Source organism: Gilvimarinus chinensis DSM 19667 (genome assembly GCF_000377745.1).
Taxonomy (GTDB): domain Bacteria; phylum Pseudomonadota; class Gammaproteobacteria; order Pseudomonadales; family Cellvibrionaceae; genus Gilvimarinus; species Gilvimarinus chinensis.
This window is the reverse complement of record NZ_KB898706.1, coordinates 950,897-968,028: the sequence shown is the minus strand read 5'-3', so window position 1 is coordinate 968,028 and position 17,132 is coordinate 950,897. Positions and strand designations below refer to the sequence as shown.

Sequence of the window (17,132 nt, the reverse complement as noted above, 5' to 3'; positions counted from 1 at the left end):
AGCAAAAGAAAACCAGTAAATATATGTTCAGCAATGATTCTTTACGGCCCCAGAAAAAAATGACTCTGCAACAGGGAGCTACACAGAGACTGTACTGCAGGAGGGATACTAATCACCTCGACAAAGATCGAAGGTTTCGCACAGGAGAATAAAAGAGACTTATCCACCGCAAGGGGCGGTTCATTCAGAATAGAAAAACCTGGGGCCCGTGTGCCTACAACAGGCAGAGCCCCATTATTAAATAAAATACACTCACTAAGTGCTACGTTGAGAAAACACAACAGCCCCTGCGTGCAATTCTCCATGAATGCTTATGAAGGCACTGTGTTCAGGTTTGGATACCGAGCCGGTCAGCAAAAACTTAGCCAAAGGCGTTTCCACGCAGTCTCGCAATACCCTGCGCACAGCCCTCGCCCCGTAACGCTGATCAAAACCTCTGCGGAGAATCTCATTGACGACTTCTGTGCTGAGGGTAAGAGTGACCGACTTCTTTCTCAATCTATGATTTAAAGCAGACAACGCCAAAGAGAAAATATCCTCAGCGGACTTCAGGGAAAGCTGCTCGTACACCAGAACAGCGTCCAGCCGATTAAAAAACTCCGGGGCAAAGAAAGCGTCCAACGCCGCTTTAACCGTGTTTTCAGCAGTGAGCTTTTGAAGCCGCAAACGTTCGCGCCACCCTTTTTTGCAGTCTTGGCTCCGGCTGCCTAGATTCGTGGTAAAAAAAATCAGGCTGTTGCGAAAATCCAACGTTTTACCAGAGCCAGTCAGGGTCAGCTTGCCTTCTTCCAGCACATTTAATAAGGCCCAAATAACCTCATCACTGGCTTTTTCAATCTCATCAAATAAAACAATTCCCGGGGTACTAAAATCGCCTTTAATCAGGGTTTCATCAAACAGGCTAACCCCTTCTTTACTGCCGACATAACCAGGCGGTGCGCCTGATATGGCCGCAGCATAATGAGATTGTGACAAGGTGTTCATATCAACGCGGCAATAGGCATCGGCCGAACCGGTTAACACCTCAGCCATGAGTTTGACACTGGAGGTTTTTCCCACCCCGGTTGGCCCCGCCAACAGCGCTGACCACAAGGGTCGCTCACTGTCAGCGATGTCTGCTTTGATAACCGCTAACGCGTCACAAAGTGTTTGGCAAACCTGATCCTGCCCAATTAAATGCCGCCGCAAATGATCACACCCTGCCTGCAAGTCAAAGCGAAAGCGGCTGGAGTAAGCTGTGGCAGCGTGGCTAGATTCACTACGCTGGCGTTGATTCTCCTCCAGCAAATCGTTAATAAAAACCACGTTAAACCGACTTTTCTTTTTCGCCTACGGGTAAATTACCAACCGGGCAATCGGCAACGCCAATCGTATCTCGGGTCAATGCCTCGACGTCCCGCTGAGTTTTTTCAGCGTCCATCACCCACGAGCGATAAAAATCAAAGGGGCAATCGGCAATACCCTTGTCGCCATCGCCCGAAGCGTGCACACCACTGTAACCACGGTGCAACAGCTTGAACAGATGGTTCTGCGATTGGTCGTTTTTGCGCGCATCACGAATTTGCGATACCGATAACTGCGCATACTGCACGCCCATATCTTCTTCGCCACACTCGCCCAGGGTACGGCCATCAAAACCAATCACGGCGGAGTGGCCAAAGTATGAATAAACACCGTCAAAGCCCGAAGCGTTTGCCACCGCCACATAGCAGTTGTTGGCCCAGGCCATGGATTTGGCCATCATAATTTGCTGCTCTTTCGCCGGATACATGTAGCCCTGGCAACGCACAATTAACTCGGCCCCTTTCATGGCACAGTCGCGCCAAATTTCGGGGTAGTTGCCGTCGTCGCAGATAATCAAACTGATTTTCATGCCCTTGGGCCCCTCGGTGACATAGGTTTTATCACCGGGGTACCAACCTTCAATGGGGCACCAGGGAATACACTTGCGGTACTTTTGGACAATCTCGCCTTTATTGTTGATTAACACCAGGGTGTTGTAAGGCGCTTTGTTGGGGTGGTCTTCATGCTGTTCCCCCGTTAGGGAAAACACCCCCCAGGTATCGGCCTCGCGGCAGGCCGCCGAAAATATTTCGGTTTCGGCACCGGGAATGGTAGCCGCTGTTGCCATCATTTCATCGTTGTCGTACATAATGCCCATGGTGCTGTACTCGGGGAACACCACCAAGTCCATGCCGGGCAAGCCCTTTTTCATGCCGATAATCATATCGGCAATGTTACGGGCATTGTCCAGCACTTCGGCTTTGGTGTGCAGGCGTGGCATTTTGTAATTTACCACCGCAACACCAACGGTATCGGGTGAGCTTGAAATATCACCGTGACGCATAACTAAACTCCAGCGTAATTCGAACGATTAAACAGAAAGATAAGAGGCGACTTTTGCCTCATCGACGTTCTCCCTAAGCTCCTCGTGAACGATCTCTCCTTTTTCGATCACCAAAATCCGATCGGCGATATCCAGTGCAAAGCTCAATACCTGCTCGGATACCACAATGGATAAGCCGCGCTGATCGCGAATCTCCTTCAATGTTTTCGCCATATCGCGAATAATGGATGGCTGAATACCTTCGGTAGGTTCATCCAGCAGCAGCATTTTCGGGTTACTCGCCAGCGCGCGGGCGATGGCTAACTGTTGCTGCTGACCACCAGACAGGTTACCGCCGCGACGGTTGCGCATTTCCAACAGCACCGGAAACAGATCGTACAAATCACGGGGCACGCTGCGCTTGTTGGTGGTGGTTAAACCCGTTTCGATATTTTCTTTTACCGTCATGCTGGAAAAGATCATCCGCCCCTGGGGCACAAAGCCAAAACCCGCCCCCACACGCTGATAGCTTTTCATCGACGAGACTTCTTTGCCTTCGAGGGTCACGCTACCGCCCTGAGAGGGAATAACCCCCATCAGCGATTTCATTAAGGTGGTTTTACCCATGCCATTGCGCCCCATAATGGCGACAATTTCATTGGGTTTAACCTCAAAGTTCATACCGTGAATGATTTCACTCTGGCCATAACTGACACGATAGTCGGATACATTTAACATTGGATGCTCCTTAATGGCCCAAATAAACTTCAATCACTTTAGGGTCGGCTTTCACCTCTTCGGCAGAGCCTTCGGCGAGAATTTTCCCCTGGTGCAACACTGTGACTTTATCGGCGATTTCCGCCACAAACTGCATGTCATGCTCGATCACAATCACCGAACGGTCTTTGGTGATACGACGCAACAGCTCAGCGGTTTGGCGGCGCTCTGATACCGACATGCCTGCAACAGGCTCGTCCAGCATCAAAAGTTCCGGGTCTTGAATCAGCAGCATGCCAATTTCCAACCACTGCTTTTGGCCGTGACTGAGCAAATCGGCACGCGACTCCAACAGCTCGCTCAAAAAGATCATGTCGGCAATTTCGTTCACTCGGTTAAGCACCTCGGCATCACGCTTAAACGCCAACGCACCAAACACCGAGCGGCCGCGAGGAAAAGAAATTTCCAAATTTTCAAACACCGTCAGGTCACCGTAAATAGAAGGCGTTTGAAACTTACGCCCCACCCCGGCACGAACAATCTGGTGCTCTTTCATTTTGGTCAGCTCTTTGTTGCGGAACTTAATCGAACCTTCCGTGGATTTAGTGCGACCGCAAATCAAATCCAGTACCGTGGTTTTCCCGGCCCCATTGGGGCCGACAATCACGCGAATCTCATCTTTATCCACGTAAAAGCTCAAATCGTTAACCGCTTTAAAACCATCAAAGGAGACGGTTAACCCTTCAACCGCCAAAACAAAGTCTGTATTACTGGCGCTCATGAGCCACCCCCTGGGTTCCAACAGTTGCTTTTGCGTTGTTCGACTTACCGGTTACCTTACCCAGTAGCTTTTCGATATGAGGGGCCGCGTACTTGTTGTACAAGCCTGCCAAACCGTTCGGGAAGGCCATCACCACGGCGATAAACAGCGCGCCCATGGCAAACAACCACAGCTCGGGAAAACTTTCAGAAAAGGTCGTTTTTGCCCAGTTGACCACCAAGGTGCCATACACCGCACCGAGAATAGACAAGCGGCCGCCTACGGCGCAGAAAATCACCATTTCAATGGAGGGCACAATGCCGACAAACGTAGGCGACATAAAGCCAACCTGCAGTGTGAACATGGCACCGCCAATAGCGGCAAACGCTGAGCCCAGGCAAAACACAAAGATTTTAAAGTTGGACACGTCGTAGCCCGAGAAACGAACACGGTCTTCCATTTCACGCATGGCCACCAGCAGTCGGCCCAGTTTGCTTTTGCGCACAAACTGCGCAATAAGCAGGCAGACAAACAACATAAACACACACAGAAAGTAAAAGACGTATTTAGCTTCGTCGGTACGGATGTCCCAACCCTTCAAGGTGCGCAGATCGGTAATGCCGTTTACACCACCGGTGTAGCCCTGCTGACCAATAATCAAAATAGTCAGAATAGCGGCCACGGCCTGGGTGATGATCGCAAAGTACACCCCGCCCACACGGCGCTTGAACATGGCAACGCCAATAATGTACGCAAAGATACTTGGCACCAGCACAATCGCGAGAATGGTAAAGCCAAGACTGTGGAAGGGCTCCCAGAACCAGGGCAGCTCGGTGAGCTGGTTCCAGTCCATAAAATCGGGAATACCCGGGGTGGATTGAATGGCGGTGTTTTCCGGTGACGATGCTTCAAGCTTTAAAAACATCGCCATGGCGTAACCGCCAAGACCAAAGAACACGCCCTGCCCCAAACTCAAAATACCGCCATAGCCCCAGCACAACACCAGGCCCAGCGCGACAAACGCGTAGGTTAAATATTTACCTATCAAATTGAGACGGAAAATATCCAAACTCAACGGCAGTACCACCACCAACAGCAGTGCAAGCACAGCAAAGCCGAGGAGGTCACTTTTTGGCAACAGCGAACGCAAGCCTTCATAAGACATAATAAGCTCCTCCTACTTACGCATTTTCAGCGAGAACAGACCCTGCGGACGCAGCATCAGAATAAACACCACAAACAGCAGCGTAAGAACTTTGGCCATAGAACCACTTAAGAAAAATTCCATCGTGGATTGGGCCTGAGAAATCGTAAACGCCGAGGCGATAGTACCCAACAGACTGGTGGCACCACCAAAGACAACGACTAAGAACGTATCAACAATGTACAGCTGACCCGAGGTCGGACCCGTTGAGCCAATCATGGTGAAGGCGCTACCGGCGACACCGGCAATACCGCACCCTAAACCAAAGGTCAGACGGTCAACTTTCGCGGTATTAATACCCACAGCACCTGCCATAGGACGGTTTTGCACCACCGAGCGCACTTGAATACCCCAGCGAGATTTGTACATCAGCGCGGCAATACCTACTGAAATACCAATGGCCAAGGTCATTACAAAAATACCGTTGATGGGTACTTCCACAATGTCGGTGAGCTGAATAGAACCCATCAACCAGTCCGGCAAGCTAACCCCCACTTCACGGGCGCCAAAAATGGTGCGATACAACTGCTGCAAGATCAGGCTTAAACCCCAGGTAGCCAGCAAGGTATCCAACGGACGGTGATAGAGGTGGCGAATCATTGCCCATTCGACCAGCATCCCAAGGGCACCGGCGGCAATAAAGGCCAATATCATGGCGACAAAAAAGTAAGAGCCAAACAGTGCGGGCATATAATCGGCAAACACGTTTGACGTTAGGTAAGTAATGTACGCGCCGAGAATCATAAATTCGCCGTGCGCCATATTGATAACACCCATCTGACCAAAAATAATGGCCAGCCCCAATGCCATCAACACAAATACCGAGAACAAAATCAGTCCGGCAAAGCCTTGCATGGCAAAAATTGACATTAACTCAGAGGTGGAATAATCGGCGAACATCGCTCAATCCTCGTGCTCAAAAATCTAACGAACCCCTATGAATCGGGAAAATACCCGCCGGAGAATCCGGCGGGTAGAAGAAGGCTGCTTATTGATAACCTTCGGGGAACGGATCGGGTTCGATCAGCTCGTCGGTCTCGTACACAATTTCATATTGACCATCGGTTTTAGCGTTACCGATGCGAGTCTTGGACCACAGGTGATGGTTAGGGTGAATTTTCACGTAACCTTCCGGTGCAGTGGTCAGCTCGATGCCTGGAGAAGCTGCGCGCACTTTATCCACATCGAAAGAGCCCGCTTTTTCCACCGCCGCTTTCCACAACCAAGGGCCAAGATAAGCCGCCTGAGTTACGTCACCGATCACGATGTCGTCGCCCCAGCGCTCTTTAAACGCTTTTACGAACGCCGCGTTGTTGTCATTGGGCAGGCTTTGGAAGTACTTCATAGAAGCGTAAGCACCTTCAATGTTTTCACCACCGATACCCAGAATTTCGTCCTCGGTTACGGAGATGGTCAACACCAGCGGTTTTTCATCGGTCATATCAATACCGGCCGCTTTCAACTGCTTATAGAAGGCCACGTTTGAGCCGCCCACAACAGAAGCGAAGATAACGTCAGGCTTTTTCAGCTTGATTTTGTTGATCACAGAGTTGAACTGAGTGTGACCCAGCGGATAGTACTCCTCACCCACCACTTTTAAGCCCAGCTTGTCGATGTGCTTACGCGCGATTTTGTTGGAGGTACGCGGCCAAATGTAATCAGAACCCAACAGGTAGAATGTTTTGGCCCCTTTTTCTTTAACGACCCAATCAATACCCGCCAAAATTTGTTGCGTGGCTTCCTGACCGGTATAGATAACGTTAGGAGATTGCTCCAGACCTTCGTAGAAGGTGGGGTAATACAGCATGCCGTTGTACTGCTCAAACACAGGCAATACCGCTTTACGCGAAGCGGAAGTCCAGCAACCAAATACGCTGGCGACTTTGTCGTTTACCAACAACTTGCGTGATTTTTCCGCAAAGGTCGGCCAGTCACTGGCACCATCTTCCTGGATGTACTCGATCTTGCGACCTAACACACCACCCATGGCATTGATTTGTTCAATCGCCAGCTTTTCTGCCTGTACCGAACCTGTCTCACTGATGGCCATTGTCCCGGTCACCGAGTGCAGGATACCCACAGTTACCGTGTCATCAGTCACCGCCAAACCTGTGGTATTAACTTCAGACGTTGCCGGTGCTGCGCTGACAACAGCAGACAGCGCCATAGTCGCGCCAGCCACAGCGCCAGCCAGGGTTTTCATTAACCCCGGCAACTTGCCCCCCAAGCCGCTTTGGCTTGCATGTTTCATCGTAGCCATGATCTTTCCTCGTGTGATTAGCAGATTCAGACAACCTGTGTCTCGCTATCCATTCTCAGGAAGATCGACCTCGGGGCCTATTCGCCAATCGCACCATGGGCATACGTCATTTACCCCATACGCGTGAAAGTCGCAAAAGCATAGGGTTGCGCGCGCTCATCAACAGGCACCTAAACTGGTACAGCTTTTGATAAGACAACTCACGTTGCCACACGGATAGTCGCTTCACTAGGATGCGCCTGCGTGCTGAGCCTTGCGGATGAAATTGGGTGCACCAAAAAAGAACCCTTGCGAAGTGCATCGCACCAAGTGCACGCACAAGCACACACCGTATCCGCCGGACTCATGAATCGACTGACCGTTAACTGAGCAAAGAATGACCGCAAAGCAACATATTTTCCGCGTTAGACGCAACTATAACCTTTGGGTAGCCAACCAAACGCTGGAAGACTACGCCCTGCGCTTTACAGCCAAAAGTGCACGCCGCTGGAGCGCGACCCGAGTTGCTCTCACCGCTTTAGGGGCAATTTCTTTTTTAGCGCTGGAAGCCATTGGTGCAACGGTTACCCTGCATTACGGCTTTGTGAATGCTCTGGCGGCAATTTTTGCAGTTGGACTGTTAATCTTTTTAACCGGCATTCCTATTAGTTATTACGCGGCTCGCTATGGTGTAGACATCGACCTGTTAACCCGCGGCGCTGGCTTTGGCTACATTGGTTCCACAATCACCTCTTTAATTTACGCCTCGTTTACGTTTATTTTTTTTGCACTTGAAGCCGCCATTATGGCCATGGCATTAGAGCTGCTTTTTAACATTCCCCTGGCCATCGGTTACTTAATCAGTGCCGCGCTGGTTATTCCTTTGGTGGTGTACGGCATAACGTTTATCAGCCGGTTTCAGGTCTGGAGCCAGCCGATTTGGCTGGTACTGCAATTAGCGCCCTTCGCTTTTATTATTTATGCCGACGCCAGTGCGGTGACTGACTGGACAGCCTTTACCAGCCCGCTACAAAGCGACGGGCATTTTGATCTGGTGCTATTTGGCGCTGCGGCTGCGGTTATGTTTGCCCTGATTGCACAAATTGGTGAACAAGTAGATTTTCTGCGCTTTATTCCTGAGCCTAAGGCCAACAATAAAAAACGCTGGTGGGTTTGTACCATGGCTGCCGGCCCGGGCTGGATTGTAGTGGGTGTGATAAAAATGTTGGCGGGCTCGTTTCTGGCCGTGCTTGCCCTAAAACACGGCATAGGCCTGGAGGATGCCGCCGACCCGACGCAAATGTACATGGTGGCGTTCAGCTACATTACCCAAACCCCGGAAGTAGCACTGGCCATTGCCGGTATTTTTGTTGTCTTGTGTCAGCTAAAAATTAACGTCACCAATGCGTATGCTGGGTCTATTGCCTGGTCTAACTTTTTTTCCCGCCTGACACACTCTCACCCCGGGCGCGTGGTGTGGCTGGTATTTAATGTTGGTATCGCATTGCTGTTAATGGAGCTCGGCGTTTATCAGGCGCTTGAACAAACTTTAGGCTTTTACGCTATTGTCGCCATTGCCTGGGTGGGCAGTATTGTGGCCGATCTGGTGATCAACAAACCTCTGGGTTTTTCCCCCAAACACATCGAATTTAAACGCTCTCATTTATACGACATTAATCCGGTAGGCTGCGGCGCGATGATTATTGCCGCCATTGTGGGAATGGTGTGCTACTCAGGCGCCTTCGGAGAAGCGTCTCAAGCATTGGCTCACTTTATTACTCTGGCGGCTGCGCTGATAGTTGCCCCCCTAATTGCCTGGCTGACTCGGGGGCGCTTTTATCTTGCGCGAGATATTATTAGCAGCGATGTCGAATTCGACAGCACTGGTCATCAGTGCGTCGAGTGCTGTATATGTGAGCACCGTTTTGAGCGCGAAGATATGACATATTGCCCGGCTTACGCCGGTAATATCTGTTCACTGTGTTGCTCACTGGATGCCAGATGTGGCGATTACTGCAAGCCCGGGGCCGGTTACTGGGATCAATTACGTCAGTTAGCACAACGTTTTTTACCTGTCTGGCTGGTGCCTAATATCAACTCCCGATTAGGTCACTTTTTAGGCTTGCAAACGGTTATTAACGGCTTTTCTGCGCTGTTGTTGTCACTTATTTATTTTCAGGAGCCCACCCCTCACACCGCCGCCACCTTATGGAAAGTGTTTTTTCTGTTGGTGATTATTACCGGCATTGTCAGCTGGCTTTTTGTTTTAGCGCACGAAAGTCGCCTGGTGGCGCAAGAAGAATCGCAACGGCAAACACGCCTGTTAACCGAAGAGATTCTCGCCCACGAACAAACAGACCGTGAACTGCAGCGCGCCAAAGAAGTGGCCGAGGCTGCTAACCAGGCGAAAAGCCGTTACCTCACAGGCATCAGCCACGAACTGCGCTCGCCACTGAATGCGGTGCTCGGCTACGCGCAACTCCTGGAGCAAGCCGAAGACATTCCCCCTGCCAGACGCGACGCCATCGGCGTCATTCGTCGCAGTGGTGAACATTTAGGCGATTTAATTGAAGGTCTGCTGGATATTTCGAAAATCGAAGCAGGCCGATTGGATTTACACAGCGAACAGGTGCGCCTGCCCGAGCTGATTGAACAACTGGCCAACATGTTTCGGCCCCAGGCGGAAGCCAAAGGCTTAGCGTTTGAATTTGTGCAACTGACCGGCCTGCCCGAGTTTGTCAAAACCGACGAAAAACGGTTGCGACAAATTCTGATCAACCTGCTGTCCAACGCCATTAAGTACACCAACAAAGGTCGGGTGACGTTTAAAATGCGCTACCGCTCCCAAGTGGCTGAATTTACCATTACCGATACCGGCGAAGGCATCGCTGAAGAAAATATTGAACGAATCTTTCAACCTTTTGAGCGCGTCAAAAGGCCGGGCAGTACCGCATCGGGCACCGGGCTTGGCCTCACTATCACCCGCTTGCTGACCGACATTATGGGTGGTGATTTAAGTCTACAAAGTCGCGTAGGCCGGGGCAGTGAATTCAAGCTTGCACTCATGCTTTCAAGCACCTCTCCGGTACACTACCCTCGCCAGTCAAACCGAGAGATTCAAGGCTACCAAGGAGCACCTCGATCACTGTTAGTGGTGGATGACGAAGCCAGCCATCGTGAATTAATTTATGCGGCGTTGACGCCTTTAGGCTTTATCGTCAACACCTTAGATAACTCTTTAAAGGGTGTGGCAACAGCGCAGCAACTGCAGCCCGACTTGATTATGCTGGATATTTCCATGCCTGCCATGAGCGGCTGGGAGCTTGCAGCGCAGCTTAGACAAGCCGAGATAGATTGCCCCATTGTTATGGTGTCGGCCGATGCACGCGAAAGCCATCCCGACCTGCCCGATCCACCTCACCATAACGCCTATGTGGTTAAACCGGTAAAACTCTCTACCTTACTGGAAAAGGTGGGCAACCTGCTGCAGCTTGAGTGGCGCTATAAATCGGCCAGCGAGCCTGCGCGAGCCGAAGCGGTCGATGCTGCCAACACACGACCCGATCAAGCCGCCTGCCAAGAGCTGTCATCCCTCGCGGCCATTGGTCATAAACGCGGCTTGAAAAAACTGCTTAATCAATTAATGAGCGAGCAGCGTTGCAGCCGCGCGTTTTACCAACAAGCCACGGATCACGTGGATAATTTTCAATTTGATTTACTGATATCCCTGCTTCAGGAACCCTCTAATGAAAGCGTCTAATAGTAGAGAAACGAACAATAGACAAACAGCAAACGAACAGGATGTCGTACTCGTCGTGGACGACTCGGTCGACAGCATTCGCATGATCAGCGATGTACTGGAAGACGCCAACATGACCGTGTTAATTGCCCTTGAGGGATCGCAGGCAATCACCATCACCAAAAACATCACCCCGGACATCATTCTGATGGACGCCATCATGCCCAACATGGATGGCTTTGAAACCTGCCGGGCGCTGAAAGAAAACCCTCGCTTGATTGATGTGCCCATTGTCTTTATGACAGGCCTTACCGACACCGAACACGTGGTGATGGGGTTGAAATCCGGCGGCGTGGACTACATTACCAAACCCATCAACGCCGCAGAACTGATCGCCCGTATGCAGGTACATTTAACCAACGCGCGCATGACGCAAAGCGCGCGTCAGGCGCTGGACGCCGCAGGACAAAACTTATTTGCCTGTAACCTTGCGGGGGATATTCTTTGGGCCACCCCAAGGGTGCATCAATTACTGGCGCCCTATCTCGATACCAACGTCGAACAACCTTTAGCGCAGCAACTGCACAACTGGCTTGAGCATAACCCGCAAAGCGGTCATAAACTAAAGGTCAGCAGCAGCGAATCGCTGGCGGTGGAATTTCTTACCTTTGTCGACAACAAAGAATACCTGCTCAGGCTTACCGACGCGCCCAGCGCTGAAAATCATACCGATTTACTGAGACAGCAATTTAGCGTAACCCAACGCGAAGCGGATGTTCTATTGTGGATTGCCAACGGCAAAACCAACCGTGAGATTGCGCAAATTCTCGAGATGAGCCCGCGCACGGTGAACAAACACCTGGAGCAGATCTTTAAAAAGCTGGGGGTTGAGAACAGAACCTCCGCTGCGGCCATGGCCATTCGCGCCCTGGCCGAGCGAGGTTAAAATAGCAGCAGCCGTTATACCCAGGCTAAAAAGTCGTTAACCAAGCGTTGCAACTTTTGTTGCGTGTCCGTATCGGTCAGCTCGCCATTGGTAAATTTGTTCTGTGCAGTGGCCACGGCAAACTCGGGCGCCGGAAATACCGGCGTTAACGTACCGGCCAAAATTTGCTTTAACTGACCCTGCGCACGCACACCACCCATCGGGCTCATTGAGGCGCTTAAAATAAGGGTCTTTTTGTGCGCCAGCACCGATTTATACGCGGGGCGCGACGCCCAGTCGATGGCGTTTTTTAAACCACCGGGAATGCTGTAATTGTACTCCGGGGTAGCAATCACCAAGGCATCGGCTGCTTCAATCTGCTTCTTGAGACGGTCAACCGATGCGGGCTTTTGCTCACCGTCGATGTCCTGGTTGTACAGTGGTATATCGTCTATTGCCGCTGTATCCCAGGTGACCTTATCCCCCGCCACAGACTTAGCGGCGTTTAACAATGACGTATTCAAAGATTCTTTTCTCAAACTTCCACTAATGGCCAATAGCTTCATGTAAACCTCCACCTCAGGCATCAAACGATTGAGTTTTCCGGTAGGGACAAAACCAATTTAGCATTCTGCGCCGGACAGAACTAAGGTCATGCATCACCAAGTACAACACAGGCACCAACACCAAGGTCACAAAGGTAGCGAACAAAACCCCGTAAGCCAGTGAAATGGCCATCGGAATCACAATTTTTGCCTGCAAAGACGATTCAAACATAATCGGTAATAGACCAATAAAGGTGGTCATGGATGTCAGAATAACGGCGCGAAAACGGCGTCGCCCACCCTGCAGTACCGCTTGCTGCAAACTGTCGCCTCTCTCGCGCGCGCCATTCACATAATCCACCATCACCAGCGAGTCGTTCACCACGACGCCGATGGCGGCAAAAATGCCAAACAGCGAGAGACTACTGAAATCAAACCCCATGATCATGTGGCCCCAAATCGCACCAATAACACCAAAAGGTATCACTGACATAATCATTAGCGGTTGTGTATATGAACGCAGAGGCAATGCCAAAAGCACGTAAATCATCAGCAAAATAGTGATGATATTGACGAAAAAATTGAATAGGGTTTCACGTTCATCCTGTAAATTACCGGACTCTTCCAATTCCAACTTGGGGTAATTATGCTCAATGTCTTTAAACACCCCTTCGCGCAGGGTATCCGCAACCGCTAATGGCTGAATTTTAGAAAAATCCAGATTTGCCCATACGGTGATGGTACGTTTGCCATCTTCGCGATAAATTTGGTTAACCCCGTCGACCAAATCTATCTCTGCGACTTCTTTCAGCGGCACTTTACTGCCAGAGGGTGTAGTAATTAACACATCGTTTACAGCGTCAATCGAGTTGCGTTCGCTTTCGGGGTAACGCACCATCACCCGAATTTCTTCGCCATCGCGGACAATACGCTGGGCCTCTATGCCGTACAAACTAAAAGCCGCCTGATTAGCGACATCGGCGGTGGTTAACCCCAAACTATAAGCCACGGGTTTTAAGCGAAAACGCGCCTCTTTTACGCCTTTTTGTTCGCTGTCCTGAATTTCGTAAACACCGTCAATTTTGCTCATCCCGGCGCGAATATCCGCAGCGGCCAGGCGCAGCTGTTCCAGGTCGGTACCGACCACGCGAAAACTCACATCACCGTCATCACCACCGGGCGCCATCATCACACTGTCAACAATGTTCATGCTTTTCATACCAGTGAGATTGGGCATTTTCTCCCGCCAACGAGACGATAAGGCAAAGGTATCCATAGGGCGATCTTCCGGGTCCACTAACTTGGCCTGAATTTCAGCAGTGGTGCGCGACTGCATGGAGACATACAGTTTCTCTACCATGGGGGTCTCAAACTCGCGCTCGATGTCCGCCTCGACTTCGTTAATCATGTTTTCAATGGCGAGCATGGCATCCATAGTGGTCTGTTCGGGCACACTGGGATTCATTTCGAGATTAATAATGGCAAAATCATGGGGCACCTTGGGCATGCCTACAAATTTAAGAAAGCCTGCGGCAAACATACCGGCGGTAACAAAGATAATACCGGTGAAAATCGCCATCACAATGTAGCGATATTGCAGTGACCATTTCAGTCCCGGCGTGTAAGCGTTATCGATAAACCACTGCAGCCGGGTGCTGATAAAATTTTGCACCTTATAAATCGGGTTTGAATGATTCGTGGCGGCCACGGGCTTCATGTGCGCTAAATGCGCTGGCAAGATCAGTTTGGATTCCACCAGCGAGAAGAGTAAACACAGCACCACCACATAGCCAATGGAGTTGGCAAAAGCGGCATCCGGCCCGGACTCCAGCACCATAGGCATAAAGGCCGCGCAAGTAGTGAGCACACCAAAGGTGGCGGGTGTGGCCACTCTTTGCGCGCCGCGAATCACATTGTCAATACTTTGGCCGCGTTCTTCGACCTCGCTGTGAACACTCTCACCAATCACAATGGCGTCGTCCACCACCACCCCCAACACCATAATAAAGGCGAACAGGCTGGCAACATTGATGGTTACATCAATCCAGCTTAAAGGTAAAAGCGCCATAGCGCCCAGAAAGCTAACCGGCAAGCCCAACATGACCCACATGGCGAGCTTCATGCGCAAAAATAACGCGAGAATGGCAAACACCAATAAACCGCCCCAAAACATGTTGCTCAGCATCATGTTCAAACGGCCATTCAGGTAGTAAGTTAAGTCAACCCAGGGGTCGACCGAGACACCGGCGGGAAGGGTTTGATTGCGCTCATCAAGGTAGGTTTTTACCGTACTGGAAACATCGGTAATGCTCTGGTCTTTGGTGGCGCCGATAAAAAACGTGACCGCGTTGTGGCCGTTGAGCTTGGTGTAGTTAATGCCCTCTTCAAAGCCGTCGTTAACTTTGGCTACATCGCCCAGCAACACCTTGGTGCCATCTTCGCCGGTGCGCAGCGGTAAGCGTTCAAACTCTTCGCCAATGTACGCCTGATCTTCCACACGCACCGAAATAAAACCGTCTTCGGCACGAATTTGCCCGGCCGATTGATTGGTGGACCAGTTGCGCACCGCCTGGGCGACTTCGTTAAAGGTAAAACCGTATTCATGCAGTTTGTCGCGGCTGACTTCAATGGCTATTTCGTAATTGGCACCACTGTAGTATTCAACAATATTGACATCGGGCAGAGCGCGCAGCTCATTGTAAATTTCTTCGCCCATGCGCTTTAAGTCAAAATTATTTAAGTCGCCGTACAGCGAGACGTACATAACTTCCTGGCGAAACTTAACGCGACTGATTCGAGGTCGCTCCATGCCGTCAGGAAAGCTGGAGATAGAGTCCACCGCTGTTTTGACTTCGTCCAGCACATCCTGGGCGTCGTAGTTTTCCATCACTTCAATGCTGGCGCTGGCCGCGCCGCGGTTGGAACGGGTAATCAACCGCTCAATACCCTGCACGGTAGCCAGTGCCTCTTCGAGCTTAACGGTAATGCCTTCTTCGACATCCTGTGGCGCCGCGCCCCGGTAGGTAATATCGATGTTAATCCAGTTAATTTCCAATTGCGGAAACATTTGCTTGCGGATTGTTAGTGCACTGAACAACCCCATTAAAATCAGCACTATCATCAACAAATTAGCGGCAACGCTGTTGCGAGCAAACCAGGCGATAATCCCCCGGCGAGTATCTTCTACGGTTTCCATTATTCCGCCTCCGCCTCGGCTTGAGACTCATTTGAAGCTGAAGCGGTTGTGCTGCGTATTTCCAAAGCCATACCCGGCACGGGGTAGTCCAGAGCCGTGGTTATTAACTTATCGCCCGGATTAATGCCCGAATCTATTACCGCCTGTCCCTGTGCCTCGCGTATTACATTCACCTCTCGCAACTCCAGCAGCCCCTCGTCATATAACGGGACCTGCCCATCCCGAACTAAACTTCGAGGCACGGTTACTGCCTGTTGCAACTGCCTTCCCACAATATCAGCCACCACATAAGTACCGAAGGCCAGGGTGCTTGCATCGCGCTGAGTCTCTAGCTGATACGGGTCGGCGATCTCGGCCACCAGATAGCGCATACGCGTCTCACTGTCCACAACACCTTCCCCGCGTACGATCTTGGCCTGCCAGGTTTGATCACCCGATCGCAGGTTCACCACGGAGCCAACCCCCTCCTGATGCAGATAACGAAACTCAGATTCAGCGATGGGTAAGCGCACCTGAGCCAGGCTGACATCCATCAGCTGTCCCATGGTGCTGCCAACGTTTACAAAAGAACCCAGACTGATGCTTCGCTCTGACACCAAAGCATCATAAGGGGCTATGATTTGAGTCCGCGCCAGGTCTTTACTGGCTTGCTTTAAAGCGGCCCGGGCGGCTGTTAGTTGCGCTTCAGCTTGAGCCAATTGAGGTTTACGCAACCCCAATGCGGGTGCAGGGCGATCGTTTATGTCCTCCCACTCTACTCGCGCCACTTCGCTTTGCGCTTGCTCTTGCTCTAACCCCGCTTCGGCACTGGCCAGGCTAGCTTTGGCGTTTTCTAGGGCCACTTCATAATTTGTGGGGTCAATCGTGGCGAGCACATCCCCTTTTTTGACAATGCCGCCACGCTCGAAAGCGGGGGCTAACGAAACAATTTCACCGCTAACCTGAGCCACCAATTCGGTAGTGTACTTGGCCGTTACCAGCCCCTGAGAGCGAACCGTTAACTGCATCGATGAAGGGGTTAGCGCTTGGACTTCAACCAGCTCGGCGGCATTTTGCGGCGGCCTCTCTGGCGGGGGTGTTCGCAGTGAAGCAAGCACCCCCAATAGTGCGGCAGATAAAACAATAATCAGCACAGGTGCTAGCCAGCGAATGTTCCTGCGAAAAAAGCCCGGTGTTTGCATTGAGTGTCTCTCCTGTGAACGATTAATGCTCACTCATTAAATAACTTTATTTGCCTCATACCGCTGGCGAGGCATTATTGTTTTGTGGCTGCAATATACGCAGAGGCACTCTTTTTGTCTCATACGTTTATGCCGCAAAATATGTCTCAAAATAAGGCGCTGTATTTCTCGCCTGCCCTGCCCTGAATCAGAGCTTTATTGCGATAGAGATTAACAGACGCCAAAACTGTGATAACAGTTGCACCACACTTTACGATTTCTGGTTTTTTCCCTTCTTGGTATAAGACTTGCTCAAGCAAA

12 protein-coding genes are annotated in these 17,132 nt (G+C 50.9%); 2 read left to right on the top strand and 10 right to left on the bottom strand.

Features of this window, described 5'->3' with window-relative positions; translation table 11 throughout:
• Positions 1 to 255 precede the first annotated feature (255 nt).
• From D568_RS19275 to urtA, 7 genes are all read right to left on the bottom strand, one after another.
• A complete protein-coding gene (locus D568_RS19275) occupies positions 256 to 1,305 on the bottom strand; it encodes an AAA family ATPase (RefSeq protein WP_020208387.1) in 1,050 nt (349 codons plus the stop codon).
• A gap of 1 nt (position 1,306) precedes the next feature.
• Positions 1,307 to 2,347, bottom strand: a complete 1,041-nt coding sequence (locus D568_RS0104505) for an aliphatic amidase (RefSeq protein WP_020208386.1) — start codon at positions 2,345 to 2,347, stop codon at positions 1,307 to 1,309.
• Between the two features lie 27 nt (positions 2,348 to 2,374).
• Positions 2,375 to 3,064 carry an urea ABC transporter ATP-binding subunit UrtE gene (gene urtE, locus D568_RS0104500; RefSeq protein ID WP_020208385.1) on the bottom strand — a complete coding sequence of 230 codons (690 nt, stop codon included), beginning with the start codon at positions 3,062 to 3,064 and terminating at the stop codon, positions 2,375 to 2,377.
• A gap of 10 nt (positions 3,065 to 3,074) precedes the next feature.
• Complete coding sequence (gene urtD, locus D568_RS0104495; protein ID WP_020208384.1) at positions 3,075 to 3,824, bottom strand: urea ABC transporter ATP-binding protein UrtD; 750 nt, start codon at positions 3,822 to 3,824, stop codon at positions 3,075 to 3,077.
• Positions 3,811 to 4,968, bottom strand: a complete 1,158-nt coding sequence (urtC, locus tag D568_RS0104490; protein WP_020208383.1) for an urea ABC transporter permease subunit UrtC — start codon at positions 4,966 to 4,968, stop codon at positions 3,811 to 3,813. Before urtC ends, urtD begins: the two co-directional genes overlap by 14 nt.
• 12 nt (positions 4,969 to 4,980) lie before the next feature.
• Entirely contained in the window at positions 4,981 to 5,907 is a 927-nt protein-coding gene (gene urtB / locus D568_RS0104485; RefSeq protein WP_020208382.1) for an urea ABC transporter permease subunit UrtB, read from the bottom strand.
• Between the two features lie 88 nt (positions 5,908 to 5,995).
• On the bottom strand, positions 5,996 to 7,174 hold the full coding sequence (gene urtA, locus D568_RS0104480) for an urea ABC transporter substrate-binding protein (protein ID WP_245551606.1): 1,179 nt from the start codon (positions 7,172 to 7,174) through the stop codon (positions 5,996 to 5,998).
• Positions 7,175 to 7,643: 469 nt separating this feature from the next.
• Here urtA and D568_RS0104475 point away from each other — a divergent pair, with 469 nt between their 5' ends.
• Both D568_RS0104475 and D568_RS0104470 read left to right on the top strand, forming a co-directional pair.
• On the top strand, positions 7,644 to 11,006 hold the full coding sequence (locus D568_RS0104475) for a hybrid sensor histidine kinase/response regulator (protein WP_020208380.1): 3,363 nt from the start codon (positions 7,644 to 7,646) through the stop codon (positions 11,004 to 11,006).
• Positions 10,993 to 11,931, top strand: coding sequence for a response regulator transcription factor (locus D568_RS0104470; protein ID WP_040516055.1), 939 nt, complete (start codon positions 10,993 to 10,995; stop codon positions 11,929 to 11,931). Before D568_RS0104475 ends, D568_RS0104470 begins: the two co-directional genes overlap by 14 nt.
• A gap of 14 nt (positions 11,932 to 11,945) precedes the next feature.
• Here the strand turns inward: D568_RS0104470 and D568_RS0104465 are convergent, their stop codons facing one another.
• Genes D568_RS0104465 through D568_RS19270 form a run of 3 tightly spaced genes read right to left on the bottom strand, consistent with a single transcriptional unit; the run spans position 11,946 to position 16,832 of the window.
• On the bottom strand, positions 11,946 to 12,476 hold the full coding sequence (locus D568_RS0104465; protein ID WP_040516314.1) for an NADPH-dependent FMN reductase: 531 nt from the start codon (positions 12,474 to 12,476) through the stop codon (positions 11,946 to 11,948).
• Positions 12,477 to 12,489: 13 nt separating this feature from the next.
• Complete coding sequence (locus D568_RS0104460) at positions 12,490 to 15,651, bottom strand: efflux RND transporter permease subunit (RefSeq protein ID WP_020208377.1); 3,162 nt, start codon at positions 15,649 to 15,651, stop codon at positions 12,490 to 12,492.
• Positions 15,651 to 16,832 (bottom strand): efflux RND transporter periplasmic adaptor subunit, encoded by a 1,182-nt coding sequence (locus D568_RS19270; protein WP_020208376.1) that lies wholly within the window; start codon positions 16,830 to 16,832, stop codon positions 15,651 to 15,653. Before D568_RS19270 ends, D568_RS0104460 begins: the two co-directional genes overlap by 1 nt.
• Between the last annotated feature and the right edge of the window lie 300 nt (positions 16,833 to 17,132).